Origin of the sequence: Photorhabdus bodei, assembly GCF_003287735.1 — a bacterium.
Classification (GTDB): Bacteria; Pseudomonadota; Gammaproteobacteria; order Enterobacterales; family Enterobacteriaceae; genus Photorhabdus; species Photorhabdus kayaii.
Window position 1 is genome coordinate 162,879 of the sequence record NZ_NSCM01000004.1, and the last position, 13,979, is coordinate 176,857.

19 protein-coding genes and 1 other RNA gene are annotated in these 13,979 nt (G+C 40.9%); 11 read left to right on the forward strand and 9 right to left on the reverse strand.

What is annotated here, in order from left to right:
• Positions 1 to 4 precede the first annotated feature (4 nt).
• The 8 genes from CKY02_RS05080 to CKY02_RS05115 all read left to right on the forward strand — a co-directional run bounded on the left by CKY02_RS05080 (position 5) and on the right by CKY02_RS05115 (position 5,831).
• Positions 5 to 460: a hypothetical protein gene (locus CKY02_RS05080; RefSeq protein ID WP_112894463.1), complete on the forward strand. Its 456-nt coding sequence runs from the start codon at positions 5 to 7 to the stop codon at positions 458 to 460.
• A gap of 316 nt (positions 461 to 776) precedes the next feature.
• Complete coding sequence (locus CKY02_RS05085; RefSeq protein ID WP_128575530.1) at positions 777 to 1,337, forward strand: hypothetical protein; 561 nt, start codon at positions 777 to 779, stop codon at positions 1,335 to 1,337.
• A gap of 3 nt (positions 1,338 to 1,340) precedes the next feature.
• Positions 1,341 to 1,778: a type II toxin-antitoxin system YafO family toxin gene (locus CKY02_RS05090; RefSeq protein ID WP_021324729.1), complete on the forward strand. Its 438-nt coding sequence runs from the start codon at positions 1,341 to 1,343 to the stop codon at positions 1,776 to 1,778.
• 72 nt (positions 1,779 to 1,850) lie between these two features.
• Complete coding sequence (locus CKY02_RS05095; protein ID WP_112894464.1) at positions 1,851 to 2,207, forward strand: contractile injection system sheath initiator; 357 nt, start codon at positions 1,851 to 1,853, stop codon at positions 2,205 to 2,207.
• On the forward strand, positions 2,207 to 3,448 hold the full coding sequence (locus CKY02_RS05100) for a baseplate J/gp47 family protein (RefSeq protein WP_112894465.1): 1,242 nt from the start codon (positions 2,207 to 2,209) through the stop codon (positions 3,446 to 3,448). Before CKY02_RS05095 ends, CKY02_RS05100 begins: the two co-directional genes overlap by 1 nt.
• Positions 3,449 to 4,054 (forward strand): DUF2612 domain-containing protein, encoded by a 606-nt coding sequence (locus CKY02_RS05105; protein ID WP_112894466.1) that lies wholly within the window; start codon positions 3,449 to 3,451, stop codon positions 4,052 to 4,054.
• Complete coding sequence (locus tag CKY02_RS05110) at positions 4,041 to 5,384, forward strand: phage tail protein (protein WP_240002001.1); 1,344 nt, start codon at positions 4,041 to 4,043, stop codon at positions 5,382 to 5,384. The genes CKY02_RS05105 and CKY02_RS05110 overlap by 14 nt, the downstream gene beginning before the upstream one ends.
• Entirely contained in the window at positions 5,385 to 5,831 is a 447-nt protein-coding gene (locus CKY02_RS05115; protein WP_112894467.1) for a tail fiber assembly protein, read from the forward strand.
• Positions 5,832 to 5,978: 147 nt separating this feature from the next.
• On the opposite strand, the gene CKY02_RS05120 is transcribed toward CKY02_RS05115, so the two are convergent.
• The 4 genes from CKY02_RS05120 to smpB all read right to left on the reverse strand — a co-directional run bounded on the left by CKY02_RS05120 (position 5,979) and on the right by smpB (position 8,000).
• Complete coding sequence (locus tag CKY02_RS05120) at positions 5,979 to 6,263, reverse strand: SymE family type I addiction module toxin (RefSeq protein ID WP_112894468.1); 285 nt, start codon at positions 6,261 to 6,263, stop codon at positions 5,979 to 5,981.
• A gap of 142 nt (positions 6,264 to 6,405) precedes the next feature.
• A complete protein-coding gene (locus tag CKY02_RS05125) occupies positions 6,406 to 6,591 on the reverse strand; it encodes a helix-turn-helix domain-containing protein (RefSeq protein ID WP_202924547.1) in 186 nt (61 codons plus the stop codon).
• Positions 6,592 to 7,103: 512 nt separating this feature from the next.
• Positions 7,104 to 7,467: a transfer-messenger RNA gene (gene ssrA, locus CKY02_RS05130) on the reverse strand.
• Positions 7,468 to 7,517: 50 nt separating this feature from the next.
• Positions 7,518 to 8,000 carry an SsrA-binding protein SmpB gene (smpB, locus tag CKY02_RS05135; RefSeq protein ID WP_015833415.1) on the reverse strand — a complete coding sequence of 161 codons (483 nt, stop codon included), beginning with the start codon at positions 7,998 to 8,000 and terminating at the stop codon, positions 7,518 to 7,520.
• A 156-nt stretch (positions 8,001 to 8,156) separates the two neighbouring features.
• Between smpB and CKY02_RS05140 the strand changes: the two genes are divergently transcribed.
• A complete protein-coding gene (locus CKY02_RS05140) occupies positions 8,157 to 8,591 on the forward strand; it encodes a type II toxin-antitoxin system RatA family toxin (RefSeq protein ID WP_112876387.1) in 435 nt (144 codons plus the stop codon).
• A complete protein-coding gene (locus CKY02_RS05145) occupies positions 8,584 to 8,877 on the forward strand; it encodes an RnfH family protein (RefSeq protein WP_112872052.1) in 294 nt (97 codons plus the stop codon). Before CKY02_RS05140 ends, CKY02_RS05145 begins: the two co-directional genes overlap by 8 nt.
• Positions 8,878 to 8,932: 55 nt before the next feature.
• Here the strand turns inward: CKY02_RS05145 and bamE are convergent, their stop codons facing one another.
• The 4 genes from bamE to nadK all read right to left on the reverse strand — a co-directional run bounded on the left by bamE (position 8,933) and on the right by nadK (position 12,147).
• Positions 8,933 to 9,280 carry an outer membrane protein assembly factor BamE gene (gene bamE, locus CKY02_RS05150; protein WP_112894469.1) on the reverse strand — a complete coding sequence of 116 codons (348 nt, stop codon included), beginning with the start codon at positions 9,278 to 9,280 and terminating at the stop codon, positions 8,933 to 8,935.
• A gap of 22 nt (positions 9,281 to 9,302) precedes the next feature.
• Positions 9,303 to 9,476, reverse strand: coding sequence for a hypothetical protein (locus CKY02_RS24350; protein WP_162120096.1), 174 nt, complete (start codon positions 9,474 to 9,476; stop codon positions 9,303 to 9,305).
• Between the two features lie 42 nt (positions 9,477 to 9,518).
• The gene (gene recN, locus CKY02_RS05155; RefSeq protein WP_112894470.1) at positions 9,519 to 11,180 is read right to left on the reverse strand and encodes a DNA repair protein RecN; all 1,662 of its coding nucleotides are present in this window, start codon (positions 11,178 to 11,180) and stop codon (positions 9,519 to 9,521) included.
• Between the two features lie 88 nt (positions 11,181 to 11,268).
• A complete protein-coding gene (nadK, locus tag CKY02_RS05160) occupies positions 11,269 to 12,147 on the reverse strand; it encodes an NAD(+) kinase (protein WP_112876384.1) in 879 nt (292 codons plus the stop codon).
• A gap of 124 nt (positions 12,148 to 12,271) precedes the next feature.
• Between nadK and grpE the strand changes: the two genes are divergently transcribed.
• Positions 12,272 to 12,853 (forward strand): nucleotide exchange factor GrpE, encoded by a 582-nt coding sequence (gene grpE / locus CKY02_RS05165; RefSeq protein ID WP_011147556.1) that lies wholly within the window; start codon positions 12,272 to 12,274, stop codon positions 12,851 to 12,853.
• A 68-nt stretch (positions 12,854 to 12,921) separates the two neighbouring features.
• On the opposite strand, the gene ung is transcribed toward grpE, so the two are convergent.
• On the reverse strand, positions 12,922 to 13,602 hold the full coding sequence (ung, locus tag CKY02_RS05170) for a uracil-DNA glycosylase (RefSeq protein WP_036777820.1): 681 nt from the start codon (positions 13,600 to 13,602) through the stop codon (positions 12,922 to 12,924).
• Positions 13,603 to 13,979: the final 377 nt, after the last annotated feature.

The window sequence follows — 13,979 nt, forward strand, 5'->3', positions numbered from 1 at the left end:
AAATATGTGTAGAAATCTAACATCAAATATTATTGTCGCGGGAGCTTTGTTTGCCTGCGTGTTTAGCTCCGGAGCAAAAAACAGTGACATTTCTCGGCAAGAAAAGATATCCGCTATGTGTATGTCCCAGTCTATATTACAGCAGTATGCCGCGAATGCAGGGCTTAACTATATAGATCCGTCCACCCCCGCAGAAGAGGTCCTGTTACAAACAGGAAGCTACTCGACTGAAAGCCCGGTATATAAAGCTCAAAAGGAAGATGCTGTAAATCAAGGAAAAAAATTGATGCTAAACGAGAAACAAGTAATGAATGTTATTCGATATTACTATGAGAACCGTGATGAAGCAATGTTGTTGCAGGGGGAAGAGGTTTCATCCGATTTTCAGCAGCTATGTATCGTTAATCCAAAGCGTTATCTTCCTAGCTACAACATGTTAAAAGCAGCGGGAAAAATATAGAATCGAACGGTTCAAAAACCTATAAACCCCCAATCGTGCTGGTGGATAAAGTCATCTTCGGCTTACAGTGCAATTATTGTTGCGTATTTTCATCAGACGTATGACACTCATGACAAAATGATGTCAATGTGATTCTATTTTTCTAAATCTTGCTTTTAACGTGTCGTTATTTTCTGGAATAAGGCTTACATAGGTAGCTAATTGTCATTTACTGCGTGGTTGTAAGGTTAAGAATAGTGGTTTAATATGGTACATAGTGACACATTATGACTGTTTGTGACTCACTATAACAAACTATTTGATAAGGCAGAACGTCATGAATCTATCACTAAGGAGTTGTTTAGCAGTAGTTTTATTTGGAGGAGTGCTGTCGGTTCCTTCATTCTCTGCTGGTTATGTGGATTCGAGGGACGGTTGCAGTATGCTTAGCTTTAAAGTAGGTGAAACTATCTGTAGTCTGGATGATTTGAAAGCTCAATATCAAGAAAGAAGAGAGATTGTTGATTCATTAGCTAATGAAATTAGCCAATATTATTTAAATCTCCTAAGCCTTGATGAAAGTCAAGTTCGTGGTATTATGCTTCAAAACGATATAGAAATTAATAAGGCTTGCGAAACCACAATAAGAGGGTTTGAGCAAGGACTCAAAGCTATGTTGAAGCAAGATCGACCTGATGAAGAAAAACAAGAAATGAGGATGTATCTGAGATCTATAGCAAAGGCCAGATTTGAGATAACTCGTCTTAATGATTTTTCTCGTCAATTATTTACTTTGCCTAAGATTTATAAAAGCGATATAAATAAAGCTGCTCTATCAGAATTGGCTGCCTATACAACCAAAAAGGTTGAGTCTGGGAATTTTTCATTTACTGGGTGATAAATGGAACAAGTGGATGTATCAATAAATGAGTATACAAGGAAAGATTTTTTTGATGACGTCTTCCTAAAACATCCAGATCTTGAACAGGCTATTTTGCAAGATTTTAAACACTATAAAGAAACCGGAGAAGTCCCTGATTATTTTGGTAGGGATGTTGCTTACACTCAGCCAGAAGCAGCATATAAATCATGTATGATGCATATTCATCTTTGTTTTCCGCCTGATTCATTCCCTACAAATAGGGTTCAGTATTATAGAACGTGTAAATCAAATAGCCCAGAAAATGATGCTTGTCTAGTATATGTTCAAGGTCTCTTGGAAGAAAACAAATATTCCTTATTGGCGATAATGCATCCTGATGCTCATGGAAAAGCTAGAAATCCCAAGATAATGAGTTATCTGGCAAGAATAGCTCAGAATTTCAGAGATAATAACTAAACCCCGTCCAGTACGGGTTTTTTCATATCTGGCGGCTTAATTGCGGTTTTTTTATTTCTATAGGGTTCGAAAATGCAAACTCGTTCATTTCTTCTTGATACCGAGTCATGGGATTTAACTCTCAATGACTCCGGAAATATCGCCATTTCTGATAATCCCTATTCTGTAGCGCAGGATGTCGCTTGTGCCTGTAGTACATATCTGGGTGAGTGTTGGTATGACACAACATTGGGTGTTCCTTATTACCAGCGAATTTTGGGACATTGGCCGGGAACTCAACTAATCAACAGCAAAATGCAACAAGAAGCAGTGAAGTTACCTTATGTTCAATCTGCCATTTGTAAAGTTATAAACGGGAACGAAAGAACTATTGCGGGCACGATGACAATAACGGACATGAATAATCAATCAACGGTGGTAAATTTCTGATGACTAACTCTGTAGTACTGACAACAAGTGTTCCAAGTGTAACCTTTACAAAGACGGGTCTAACTGTGCCCGACGAGGTTGATATTTTAAATGGGCGGCTAAATGATTTGGCTACAGCAATGGGTGGTGCAATGAGTACGAGCTTAACAACACCGCAAGGTCAAATAGCCATGAGTGATGCGGCTATCATTGCTGACAAGAACGATCAGTTACTTGCTATCGTCAATCAAATTAATCCGGATTATGCAACCGGACGTTTTCAAGATGCTATCGGACGAATTTATTTTTTAGATCGAATTCCAGCATCGGGAACAACGGTAACAGCAACATGCACTGGGTTAGTTAATACAGTTATTCCAATTGGTAGTATTGCTCAAGATAAAAAAAGGTATCTTTATCATTCAATAACAGAGGTTAAGATCCCTGACAGCGGCTCTGTTGATGTTGTTTTCCAAAACTCAACAACAGGGCCGTTAGCATGCCAAATTGATGACTTGAACACGATTTATAGCTCGATGCCCGGTTGGTCTGGTATCAGTAATGCGAGTGCTGGTGTACCTGGTACAGATGAGGAAACCCGCGCTAATTTTGAGTATCGTCGTAAACAATCTGTTGCTAAAAATGCGACAAACTCATTACATGCTATTTATGCAGCAGTATTAGAAGTAAATGGGGTAGCAGATGCATACGTTATTTCAAATGATACTTCGGTAGTAAAAACAGTCGGGGTATCAAAATACAGAATAGCATCGAACTCTATTTATATTGCTGTATATGGGGGAAAGACTGAGGATGTCGCTAGAGCAATCTGGAAGAAAAAGCCGCCAGGTATTCCTACGAATGGAAATACAATTCACACAATTGTTGATGATGAAAATTATGTTCAGCCGTACCCTGAGTATGAAATTAAATATGTGATACCAACGTCCATTCGTGTTTATGCCAACGTCTCACTTGCTGATAGTGATTACCTTCCTGCTGATATTGAAACACAAGTTAAGTCGGCTATAGCACAAGCGTTTAACGGTGAAGACGGTGGAACGCGAGCAAGAATAGCATCTACATTATTTGCTGGTAGATATTATTCAGGTGTTTATAACATAGATACATCGAGTGTTGATATTTACAATATTACGCTTAGTCGTGACGGTACTACTTATTTAACATCAATTAGTTTTGGTATTGATGAAATTCCAACGCTTGACGTTGATAATATATCTGTGAAATTAGTAGGTTCATAAATGGAAAATATGGGAGCAACTATTCTTGCTCAGTATGCCGCTAGTCCAAAACTCAACTCACTTATTCGAAGTTTCAATGCCGCTGTTTCCTCCGCTGAATTTATTAATACATTTTACGACCTGATTTGGAATATTGACACAGCAAACACTTACGGGCTGGATGTGTGGGGAAAAATAGTGAATGTCAGCAGGCGGCTGACTGTTAATGAAAATGCAAAATATCTGGGTTTTGGTGAAGCTTTGCTGAGTGTTCCAACAACAACAGATCCAAACTCATTTAACCAAGCACCATTTTACGCTGGAGAATCGAAAACAAAAACTATTGAACTGTCAGATCAGATGTACCGAAAGCTGATTATGATGAAAGCCATGTCAAATATATCTGACTGCACTATACCAAACATCAACAGAATGCTTGTTTATATGTTTAGCAATAGCGGACGTGCATATGTCACTGATGATGGAAATATGAAGATGAGTTATGTATTTGAATTTCAGCTATCAACAGCAGAATTAGCAATTGTTCAAACATCGGGAGCACTGCCTTACCCGGTTGGTGTCAGTGTCGCAATCGTTCAAAGGATACCAACAAATGAAATCAACTGAAAAACCTAATCTTATTGTTGTTCCGTTTGCGAGCGCCGGAGACTATAACGAGATTGCAACAAAATCAACTGAAAGCAGCTTGGCAAAAGGCGTAGCTACGTATCTGAGCGGTTTTCCCCCGTTAACGATGACAGCAATATCTGCTGGTGGAATTCCTCCATCTGGCAAGGATATGAACGGGATATTGAATGATATTACTACCGCAATACGTTATTCAATGTCTGGTGGCTTGTATTCGTATAATGCTGACTTTAGTGCTGCCATTGATGGTTATCCTAAAGGGGCCATTGTTGCCAGTTTTGATGGAAGTAAAATTTGGTGGAATGGGGTAGAAGATAACAATACAGATCCGGATAGTACATCAGTTTCCGGTTGGAAAAATCTATTAGCAGATCCTAATGGGTTATTTCTACAGAAAGCTAATAACTTATCTGATATTAATAACAAAGCGACAGCGCGTAATAATTTGGGACTGGGAGAGATTGCAACTCAAGATTTTATTCTTGACGCCACACTCACAGAAAAAGGCATCACCCAACTTACAGACAAGACAGGTAACAGTAATACCCTTGCAGCAACTCAGAAACTTGTTTCTGATGTGAATGATAGTGCTAATAATAAGCTCGCTAAAAATCAAAATGGCGCTGACATCTTCAATAAAACTGAATTTGTAAAAAATATCGGTTTATCGGAAACGGTGGAGTTGGCTAAAGGGGCGGTGCCGAATAGCCGGAAAATTAACGGGAAGCTGTTGGCCGGGGATATTAGTTTGAATGCTGGGGATGTGGGAAGTTATGCTAAATCTGAGAGCGATAATACTTTCTTGCGCATTTCTAGCGATAAAACCGCAACAATTGGCAGTTTACTGATTGATAGTAAAACTCCATTTCCTGAATTACGTTTTAAGTCGAAAGATGGGTATGTATTGGGGATTAATGGTTCAGAAGGGAAATTGTTACATATCTATTCTAATGATCCCAGGAATCAGCGGCGTTACAATATATTAACGCCTGAGAGAAGTGGTACTCTTGCATTACAAAATACAGCTATAAAATCCGAAAATGGTTGGTGGCAATGTGGAGATACCGGGATTATTATTCAATGGGTTAAGGTTGCATCAGATCAGCAATCATGGATAAAAGTAAATTATCCAATTTATTTTAAAAATAAGTTTTTTGGTTATATTGCAAGCATGTCGAGTATCAATACATCAACTGGTCACACATTAGTACGTAATGCAACACTATCGACATTTGAATATCAAGCAGGTACTCCCAACAATAATGAGAACCCAAGCAAAGTTGTACATATATTATTTTGGGGGGTATAAATGGTCTATTTTTCCAGAAAAGAATGTGCTTTTTATAATGAAGCTCATGAAGAGTGTGTTGAAATAACAGTAGAAAAACACAGTGAATTGCTTGACGGTCAATCACGCGGCTTTGCTATCGTCAGTGATAAAGAGGGTTATCCAATTCTTACAAAACAAGCACCGTCTGTTTATCACAAATGGGATAGTGAAAAGTGGATAATATCAGAAAGTGATAAAATAAAGCTTAGATGGGAACAGCAGCAACAAGCAGAACATAAGAAACAGCAACTTATGTTCACTGTAAGTAAACAGATCGCTCCGTTACAAGATGCTGTAGATTTGGGGATGTCGAGTGATGAGGAAAAATCGCTGTTAACAGAGTTAAAAAAATATAGAGTATTATTGAACCGAATTGATGTTAATTCAGCGTCAGATATTAACTGGCCCGAAAAACCTTTAGAATAACGGAATCAGGGCCAATTGAACCGACCCCCAATAGTTAGATAAGTCTAATCAAATATGGCTTTTCTGTACTACTCTGACTGAATCGTCCTCAAAATGTTGGATAACTATCCAACATTTAAAGGTGTAGTCCATTTATGCTTTAGTCTATTAGATAATCATCAACCCACCAGGATAATACTTAATCCAATCAATAGCAGCACTGGGGTTAAATGGCTCAATACTCAGTCCTTCTAGGCATTGCCAGAGTTCCTGAGTGTTCTGGGCGGTAATAACAATACAGTCCGGCATCACCCGGATTTTTAGTGGCATTTCGAAGGTAAATCCCGCCTCCTGTAACCATTTTCTTTTTAAAGAAATGCCGTTTTTAGCTACCTTGCCAAAACGTTCAACTTGGGAAATTCTGCGAATTGTTTTATTATCGCGTTTAGCCATAATTAACTACCTTATATAGTTAGTTGTGGTAAGCAGGGTTATCGGGTGCCCGCCCGGTAGCTCTGCGTCAGTGAAAATAGTCTCTCAATGTTGAATTATGAACTATAGGTCACCTTTCTGCAATAAAAATGTGACCTATAGTTTACCTGGGCTTTTCGTTTTCAGGCAGTCCATTGAGGGCGTCATTCCAGTGTTGATCCCGTTCTATATTATTCACTATTTTGCTGATCCATGTTTCTGATTTGCCCCACCGTACAGCCAGTTCGCGGCGCGTCCAGCCTTTTCGTTTCATTTCAGACTTAAACAATTCTGGCGGTATACGTTTCAAAATTACTCCACAAATATAAACTGCTTATCGACACATCATAGTATAGCCATTTCGCCGGTAGGGTGACATTGGTAAATAAAATGACCGCTTAAGTGACATGAACTAGACTCCATGAACATAGGATATGCCATACCAGAAATACCTATCACTAAGGTGACTGTTATATGAAGTTGGGTCACATGCATGCGTCAAAAACTGACGGTATCAGGTGCTGGATTTATGAATAATACCCAATGAAGCAGAGATCTGGTGAGGCATTTTATTTTGCACTATGCATTATAATAGAGGTGTTAGTTCTATTTTAATGAGTATGGTATTAACACCTGACAGTGAGGAATTGGTTGCTATGCTACAGACATAAAAAAACCAACCTAATTGCGGTTGGTTTTTCCAAAAGCTCCGCGGCTCCTTTGCGTATCCTTTTGTGTCCCTTCATTGTCTGGTCAGTGTCCAATCAACTTTGCTAACTCACTGTTTTTAAAGCTGTTGTCCTGTCACTGTCCTTACTAAATTGGTGGAGCTGGCGGGAGTTGAACCCGCGTCCGAAATTCCTACATCCTTGGTACTACATGCTTAGTCTAATCTTTACATTCGCTTGCCAGCTGCGGATAGACACGCCACTAACAAACTAGCCTGATTAAATTTAACGCTTCAACCCCAGGCAAGGCATCCACGCGATCTCTTTTGGGTTTGACCTCTCTTGATCCCCGTCCTAAGAGCGGAGGCTAGGGAGAGAGGGCTCTGCGCAGGTTATTAAGCTGCTAGTGCGTATTTTTCGTCGTTTGCGACTATTTTTTTGCGGCTTTTTACGAGGCCAACCGCCCCTCGGCATGCACCTTGGGTTTCGCGAATCCCGTCGAATCCAGAATCAGCCCCAAGTGTCTTAAACGCAAGTATATCAGAATACTAAACCATAATGCCAGAATTTATCGCCCAGCATTCTTCATAATACGCGCTTTGTCTAATTTCCATTCACGTTCTTTAATGTCCGAACGTTTGTCATGTGCCTTTTTGCCTTTCGCTACGCCAATTTTGACTTTGCACCAAGCATTTTTCCAATAGAGAGATAAGGCAACAACGGTATAACCTTCACGATTGACTCGACCATATAACGAATCAAGTTCGCGTTGATTAAGTAAGAGTTTGCGTGAACGCATTGGATCACAGACGACATGGGAAGAAGCTACATTTAACGGGGTGATGGTGGCACCAAAAAGATAAGCGTCGCCATCTTTGAGCAAAACGTAACTGTCGCTGATGTTAGCTTTACCAGCGCGCAGTGATTTGACTTCCCATCCTTGTAACGAGAGACCCGCTTCAAATTCTTCTTCAATGAAGTATTCGTGACGAGCTCGTCTATTCATGGCAATGGTTGCCGAACCGGGTTTGTGTGCTTTTTTCTTTGTCATAGTGTATGCATTATACTGAATGGTTTGGTGAAAGAAATCTTTTCCCGCGCATATTTGCTGATTAATGCGTGTTTATTGCATTATACGCTGACAGTTTTTTCTTTGATCACGTATAGGTGATATTATTTGCTACAATTAAGCCTTACAGGAAATTATATGCCACAGATTAGTCGCTCTGCGTTAGTACCGTACAGCGTGGAACAAATGTATAAATTGGTCAATGATATCGGTTCTTACCCGGATTTTTTGCCGGGGTGTGTCGGCAGTCGGGTGCTGAGTGTTAGCAGTAACGAAATGACTGCATCAGTCGATGTTTCGAAAGCGGGTATAAGTAAGACTTTTGTTACCCGGAATATTCTGGCCGATAACCAAAGCATTAATATGCAACTGGTCGACGGGCCTTTTCGTAAGTTGATGGGAGGCTGGCAGTTCATACCATTGAGTGAAGATGCCTGTAAAGTTGAGTTGCACCTTGATTTTGAATTCACTAATAAGCTGATTGAATTGGCTTTCGGTAAGATTTTTAAGGAGCTGGCTGGAAGTATGGTGCAGGCTTTTACTCTGCGTGCACGTGAGGTTTATCGTGTCTGATATTAATATCGAAGTTGTTTATGCATTGCCTGATCGCCAATATCTGCGTACGGTGAAATTGGCTCAAGGCTCAACTGTTGAGCAGGCAATAGTTGCATCAGGTTTGCTGACTTTGCGTAATGATATTGATTTGCAAAAGAATAAAGTCGGAATTTATAGCCGTCCTGTCAAGTTGACGGATATTTTGGAAGAGGGTGATAGGGTGGAAATTTACCGCCCATTATTGGCTGATCCAAAAGAAATGCGTCGTAAGCGTGCTGAACGGGCTAAAAATAATGCTCAATAATTACTATAGACAGTCAGTTATCTATTTTTTTGACGGACTGTCTATATTTCTTCGGTTATTGAAGATTTTCGGTAAGTGAATTTTCGTTTTTAATGTCAGTCAGTACACCATTACTGTCAAATGTCAGGGTCAGAGTTTGCTGAGTTACTTTTTCGTGCCCAGGTTGCTGACGGAATACATAAAACCACGTTTGAGTCCCAAACGGGTCTTGTAACATTGGTGTTCCTAATGTGTAAGCTACCTGTTGCTGGGTCATTCCCTTGTGGATTTTTGATACACTAGTCGGTGTTAGGTAGTTCCCCTGATTAATGTCAGGGCGATAAACAGCCCGTTCCAACGTAGAGCAACCCGCAGTCAGCATAACGAATGATACAGCAGCGGCAGTCAACATTTTACAGTGCATGGTAATTACATTCCTTTAGGAGTCAGGGTGTTGATAATAATAGACCTTGACGAAATTGAAAACCTTTATACCCGTTATCTTTCAAGTTGCCTTTTTGTTGGCTGCGCTCACTCACCCCGGTCACATCGTTACCTATGCTCCCGGGGATTCGCTCCCTTGCCGTCGCGATGCATCTTGAAATCCATAGGGTATACAAGCTTTATCTATGACCTTAAATCTACGCAAAAGTTGTATCAAATTATGCTGCTAGCAGCTCTTTGGCATTTGCCAGGGTATTTTTTGTCACTTCACTGCCTGCGAGAAGCCGCGCCAGCTCTTGTAATCTGGCTTTTTTATCCAGCAATTGCATTTGAGTTTCCGTTTCTTCACCGTCAGTCTGTTTACTGACATAAAAATGTTGGTGTCCACAACCGGCTACTTGGGGCAAGTGAGTGACGCACATAACCTGTGTAGATTCGCCTAATTCGCGTAACAGGCGGCCGACAATTGCAGCTGTTGGGCCGCTGATACCGACATCCACTTCATCAAAAATCAAGGCGGACGTTTCCATTTTCTTAGCCGTTATAACCTGAATTGCCAGCGCAATACGGGAAAGTTCACCACCTGAAGCAACTTTTGCGAGAGATTGGTGTGGCTGACCGGGGTTAGTGGTGACGTTAAATTCAACTTTATCTGAACCATCAGCATTCAGATGCTCAGGTGCAAAAGAGACATCAATGGTAAAGCGACCATGAGGCATGGCGAGTTGATGCATACTGTGAGTAATGAGTTCACTTAGTTCTTTAGCATATTGTTGGCGAACCAGATGCAATTTTTCTGCAACTTCCAATGCCTGCTTATGGTGTTTATTAACCTGCTCGCTAAGGTGGGTGCAATCATCTTCTTGCTGCGCCAGTAATTGCTGTTCTTCTAATAATTGTTGATGTAGTGAAGGAAGTTCTTCTGGTACAACGTGGTGTTTGCGGGCCACTCTAATTTGTTGTGAAATTTTTTGTTCCAGCTCAAAAAGACGATTTGGGTCCATATCCAGTTGATCACCGTAGTGGCGGAGTTCATCGCTGACTTCATTAATTTGAATGGATGCTTCTTCCAGCATAGTGAGTAATTGACTGAATTTATCATCCATAGTGATGAGTTCTGCCAGTTCGTGTTTAGCGTAGTTCAGCAGACTGGTAATATTTTGTTCATCGTTATCACTAAGTAACTGGAGTGCGGTTTGGCTGACAGATAGTAGCTGACCACGGTTTGCTAGCCGTTTATATTCATTATCTTGTTCTTGATATTCACCTGATTGTGGTGCCAGCTCATTGAGCTCTTTTAAGTGATACTCCAGTAACTGTTGACGAGATTGACGTTCAAGTGCCTGTTGTTGGAATCGAGCCAGATCCTGACAACTTTGGTGCCATTGCTGATATGCCTGTTTCATTTCATTTTGCAGATTGAATTGATTAGCGTAAGTATCAAGCAGGCGTTTTTGGTGGCCGTTATTTAATAGTAATTGATGGGCGTGCTGACCGTGAATTTGAATAAGGTGGGTACCCAATTCGCGTAATTGGGAAATCGGTACGGCAGTGCCATTGATAAAGCCTCTGGAACGACCATCTGACGTTATTGTACGGCGTAGTAAGCATTCATTACTGTCATCAAGTTGGTGTGCTTCTAGCCATTGGTGAGCAGAAGGCGTATCAGAAAGAGAAAACCGGGCACAAATATCAGCACGAAAAGCCCCGCTACGCACCATATTGGCCTCACCACGATTACCCAGACATAAACCTAATGCATCAATTGCGATGGATTTACCCGCGCCGGTTTCACCTGTGATGGCTGTCATGCCTGGCTGGAAGTCAATTTCAAGCTCACGAACAATGGCAAAATTGCTAATGGTTAACTGGGTGAGCATCACACTTCTCCTGTGTATAAAAACACCTCTGTATCTTCATACAGTATAAACTGGTTTTTTATACAGTAAAGTAGTGAAACCTAATTTTTTAGAACATTTTTTTAGACCAGCTTAGTTTTGTACTTAATGTGTTGAAGTAGTTATAGTCTTGAGGATGAATGAGATTGAGCTTCTGTTTGCTGCGGCTAATAATTACATCCTCTCCATCCTGTATAGGTAGAACTATTTGGCTATCGCAACTGACTTCATAATCGTTGCTATTTTGGGAAAATTTCAGCCTGATGCTGCTTTCACTGCTGATAACCAATGGCCGAGAAGACAATGTATGTGGGAACATCGGTACCAGGACGATAGCATCCAGATTTGGTGTCAGAATTGGCCCACCTGCGGAAAGCGAGTAAGCTGTGGAACCCGTTGGCGTTGCGATAATTAGTCCGTCAGAACGTTGGGAAAAGGCAAAACGTTCATCAATATAGACTTCGAATTCAATCATATGTGCCACTTTCCCCGGATGGAGTACGACTTCGTTGATAGCGGTACTGATACGAGGTTTCTGGCCGTTTCTTCTGACTTGAGCTTCTAGTAGGAAACGGTGTTCGTTCCGATATTCGCCATCCAATACTTCAGAAAGTTGTTGCAAAGCATTATCAGGATCTAAGTCGGTCAGAAAACCTAGATTGCCTCTGTTAATACCAATGACTTTAATGTCATAACGGGAAAGGACCCGGGCAGCGCCCAACATATTGCCGTCACCACCAACAACGACAGCTAAATCAGCTTGTTTGCCAATTTCGGTCAGACCGCCAGTTTGTGCATCTTTTAAACCAATGTCTTTGGCAATCTGACGATCAATAATGACAGAATAACCTTTGGATTTTAACCAATGATAAAGCATCTCATGAGTAGCAAGTGCTTCTGGGTGGCGAGGATGACCAACAATACCTATGCATTTGAATTTTTTATTCATCGTTGTAATTGCCTTCTAGCAAGAGGTTTTATCCTCACAATACGGCGGGTTCCCTTGAATCCCCAGTTTAGATCCCCATAATAGGCTAAGTAGCGAGATTAATGCCAAATACGCGGAGATATTCATGAGTAGTAAAGAACAAAAAATGCCTGACGAGCAAGTCTCGGAAGATATGGAAGTTGTATCTGAACAGCAAAATAGTGCGGATAAAGCAGAAGCATCAGAGACAGAAAGCGTTGTTGATCCGCGTGTCGCAGAGCTGGAAGAACAGCTCAAGCAGGCGCAACAACGTGAACGTGATGCCATTTTGCGTGCTAAGGCTGAAGTTGAAAATATCCGTCGTCGTACTGAGCAAGATGTGGAAAAAGCCCATAAGTTTGCGTTAGAAAGATTTGCCAATGAACTGTTGCCAGTGATTGATAATCTTGAGCGCGCTTTGGAGGTGGCAGATCGTACTAATACCGAAATAGCACCTATGGTTGAAGGCATCGAGCTGACGTTGAAGTCTTTCCTTGGGGCTGTGGGTAAATTTGGTATTGAAGTTGTTGGCGACACAAATGTTCCTTTTAATCCTGAGATTCATCAGGCTATGACCATGATGGAATCCGATCAGCATGAACCAAATCATGTCATGATGGTTATGCAGAAAGGGTATACCTTAAATGGCCGTTTGTTACGCCCGGCAATGGTAGCTGTATCAAAGTAATTTTAGCTCAGTAGTAATTTTAGTTCAGTAATAAGTATCAATGCCGCTCCAACAGGGGCGGCATTTTTTTATTGTGGCAACTCAGGCGTCCAGTTAATTGGCGCGATGCCTTGTTTTTCTAGCAATGCATTGGCCTTTGAAAAATGTTTGCAGCCAAAGAACCCTCGGTGGGCAGATAGTGGAGATGGATGGGGTGCTTTGAGAACGTGGTGTTTATTAGCATCAATAAAGTAGCCCTTTTTCTGAGCGTGGGAGCCCCAAAGCAGAAAAACGACGCCTGAACGGTGCTCATTGATAGCGGCAATGACTTTATCAGTGAAAGTTTCCCATCCCAGATTCGCGTGGGAGTGTGCATTACCACGTTCTACGGTGAGTACGGTATTGAGTAGTAACACCCCTTGTTTAGCCCAACTGACTAGGCAACCGTGATTTGGATGCTGGAAGTCAGGTATATCGGATGCCAGCTCTTTGTACATATTAACCAGAGAAGGTGGCGCAGGAATACCCGGTTGTACAGAAAAAGAGAGGCCATGTGCCTGATTGGGGCCGTGGTAAGGGTCTTGTCCAAGTATCACCACCTTAATATCAGCCAATTCGGTGTAGCGGAATGCATTGAATACATCCTGTTGTGGCGGATAAATAGTTTTACCTGCCTGACGTTCTTTTGCGACATAGGCCAGCGTGTCGAGAAAATAGGGCTGTTTTTTCTCGTTACCGATTACGTCGTGCCATGTGAGGGGTGCGGACATAGTAAATCCTTTTTATATAATTACCAAATGGATGTTAGCTTACCGATTACAAAATCAGAGGAAAACCTTTGATGCATACTAAAACTAAATTCTTGATAACTATTTCAATGTTGTAAAGTATTTTTGAAAGTTTATCCAAAAAATTGCTTTGAGGTTAGCTATAGAAACTTATTTAAAACGTAAGGTAGCAGTATGTTTTATAGTAACTATATGAAATTAACTGTTTTGAATCAATGAGTATCCTCATTTGTGTGGGTATGTAGGAATGAGGCATATTGCTTTGACTAAATAACTAAGATAACTCATTGATAATTTGGTTTATTGTGCGAATGTAGAGATAGAAATGATTACGAATATTCAATACCGTGAAGGGCCAG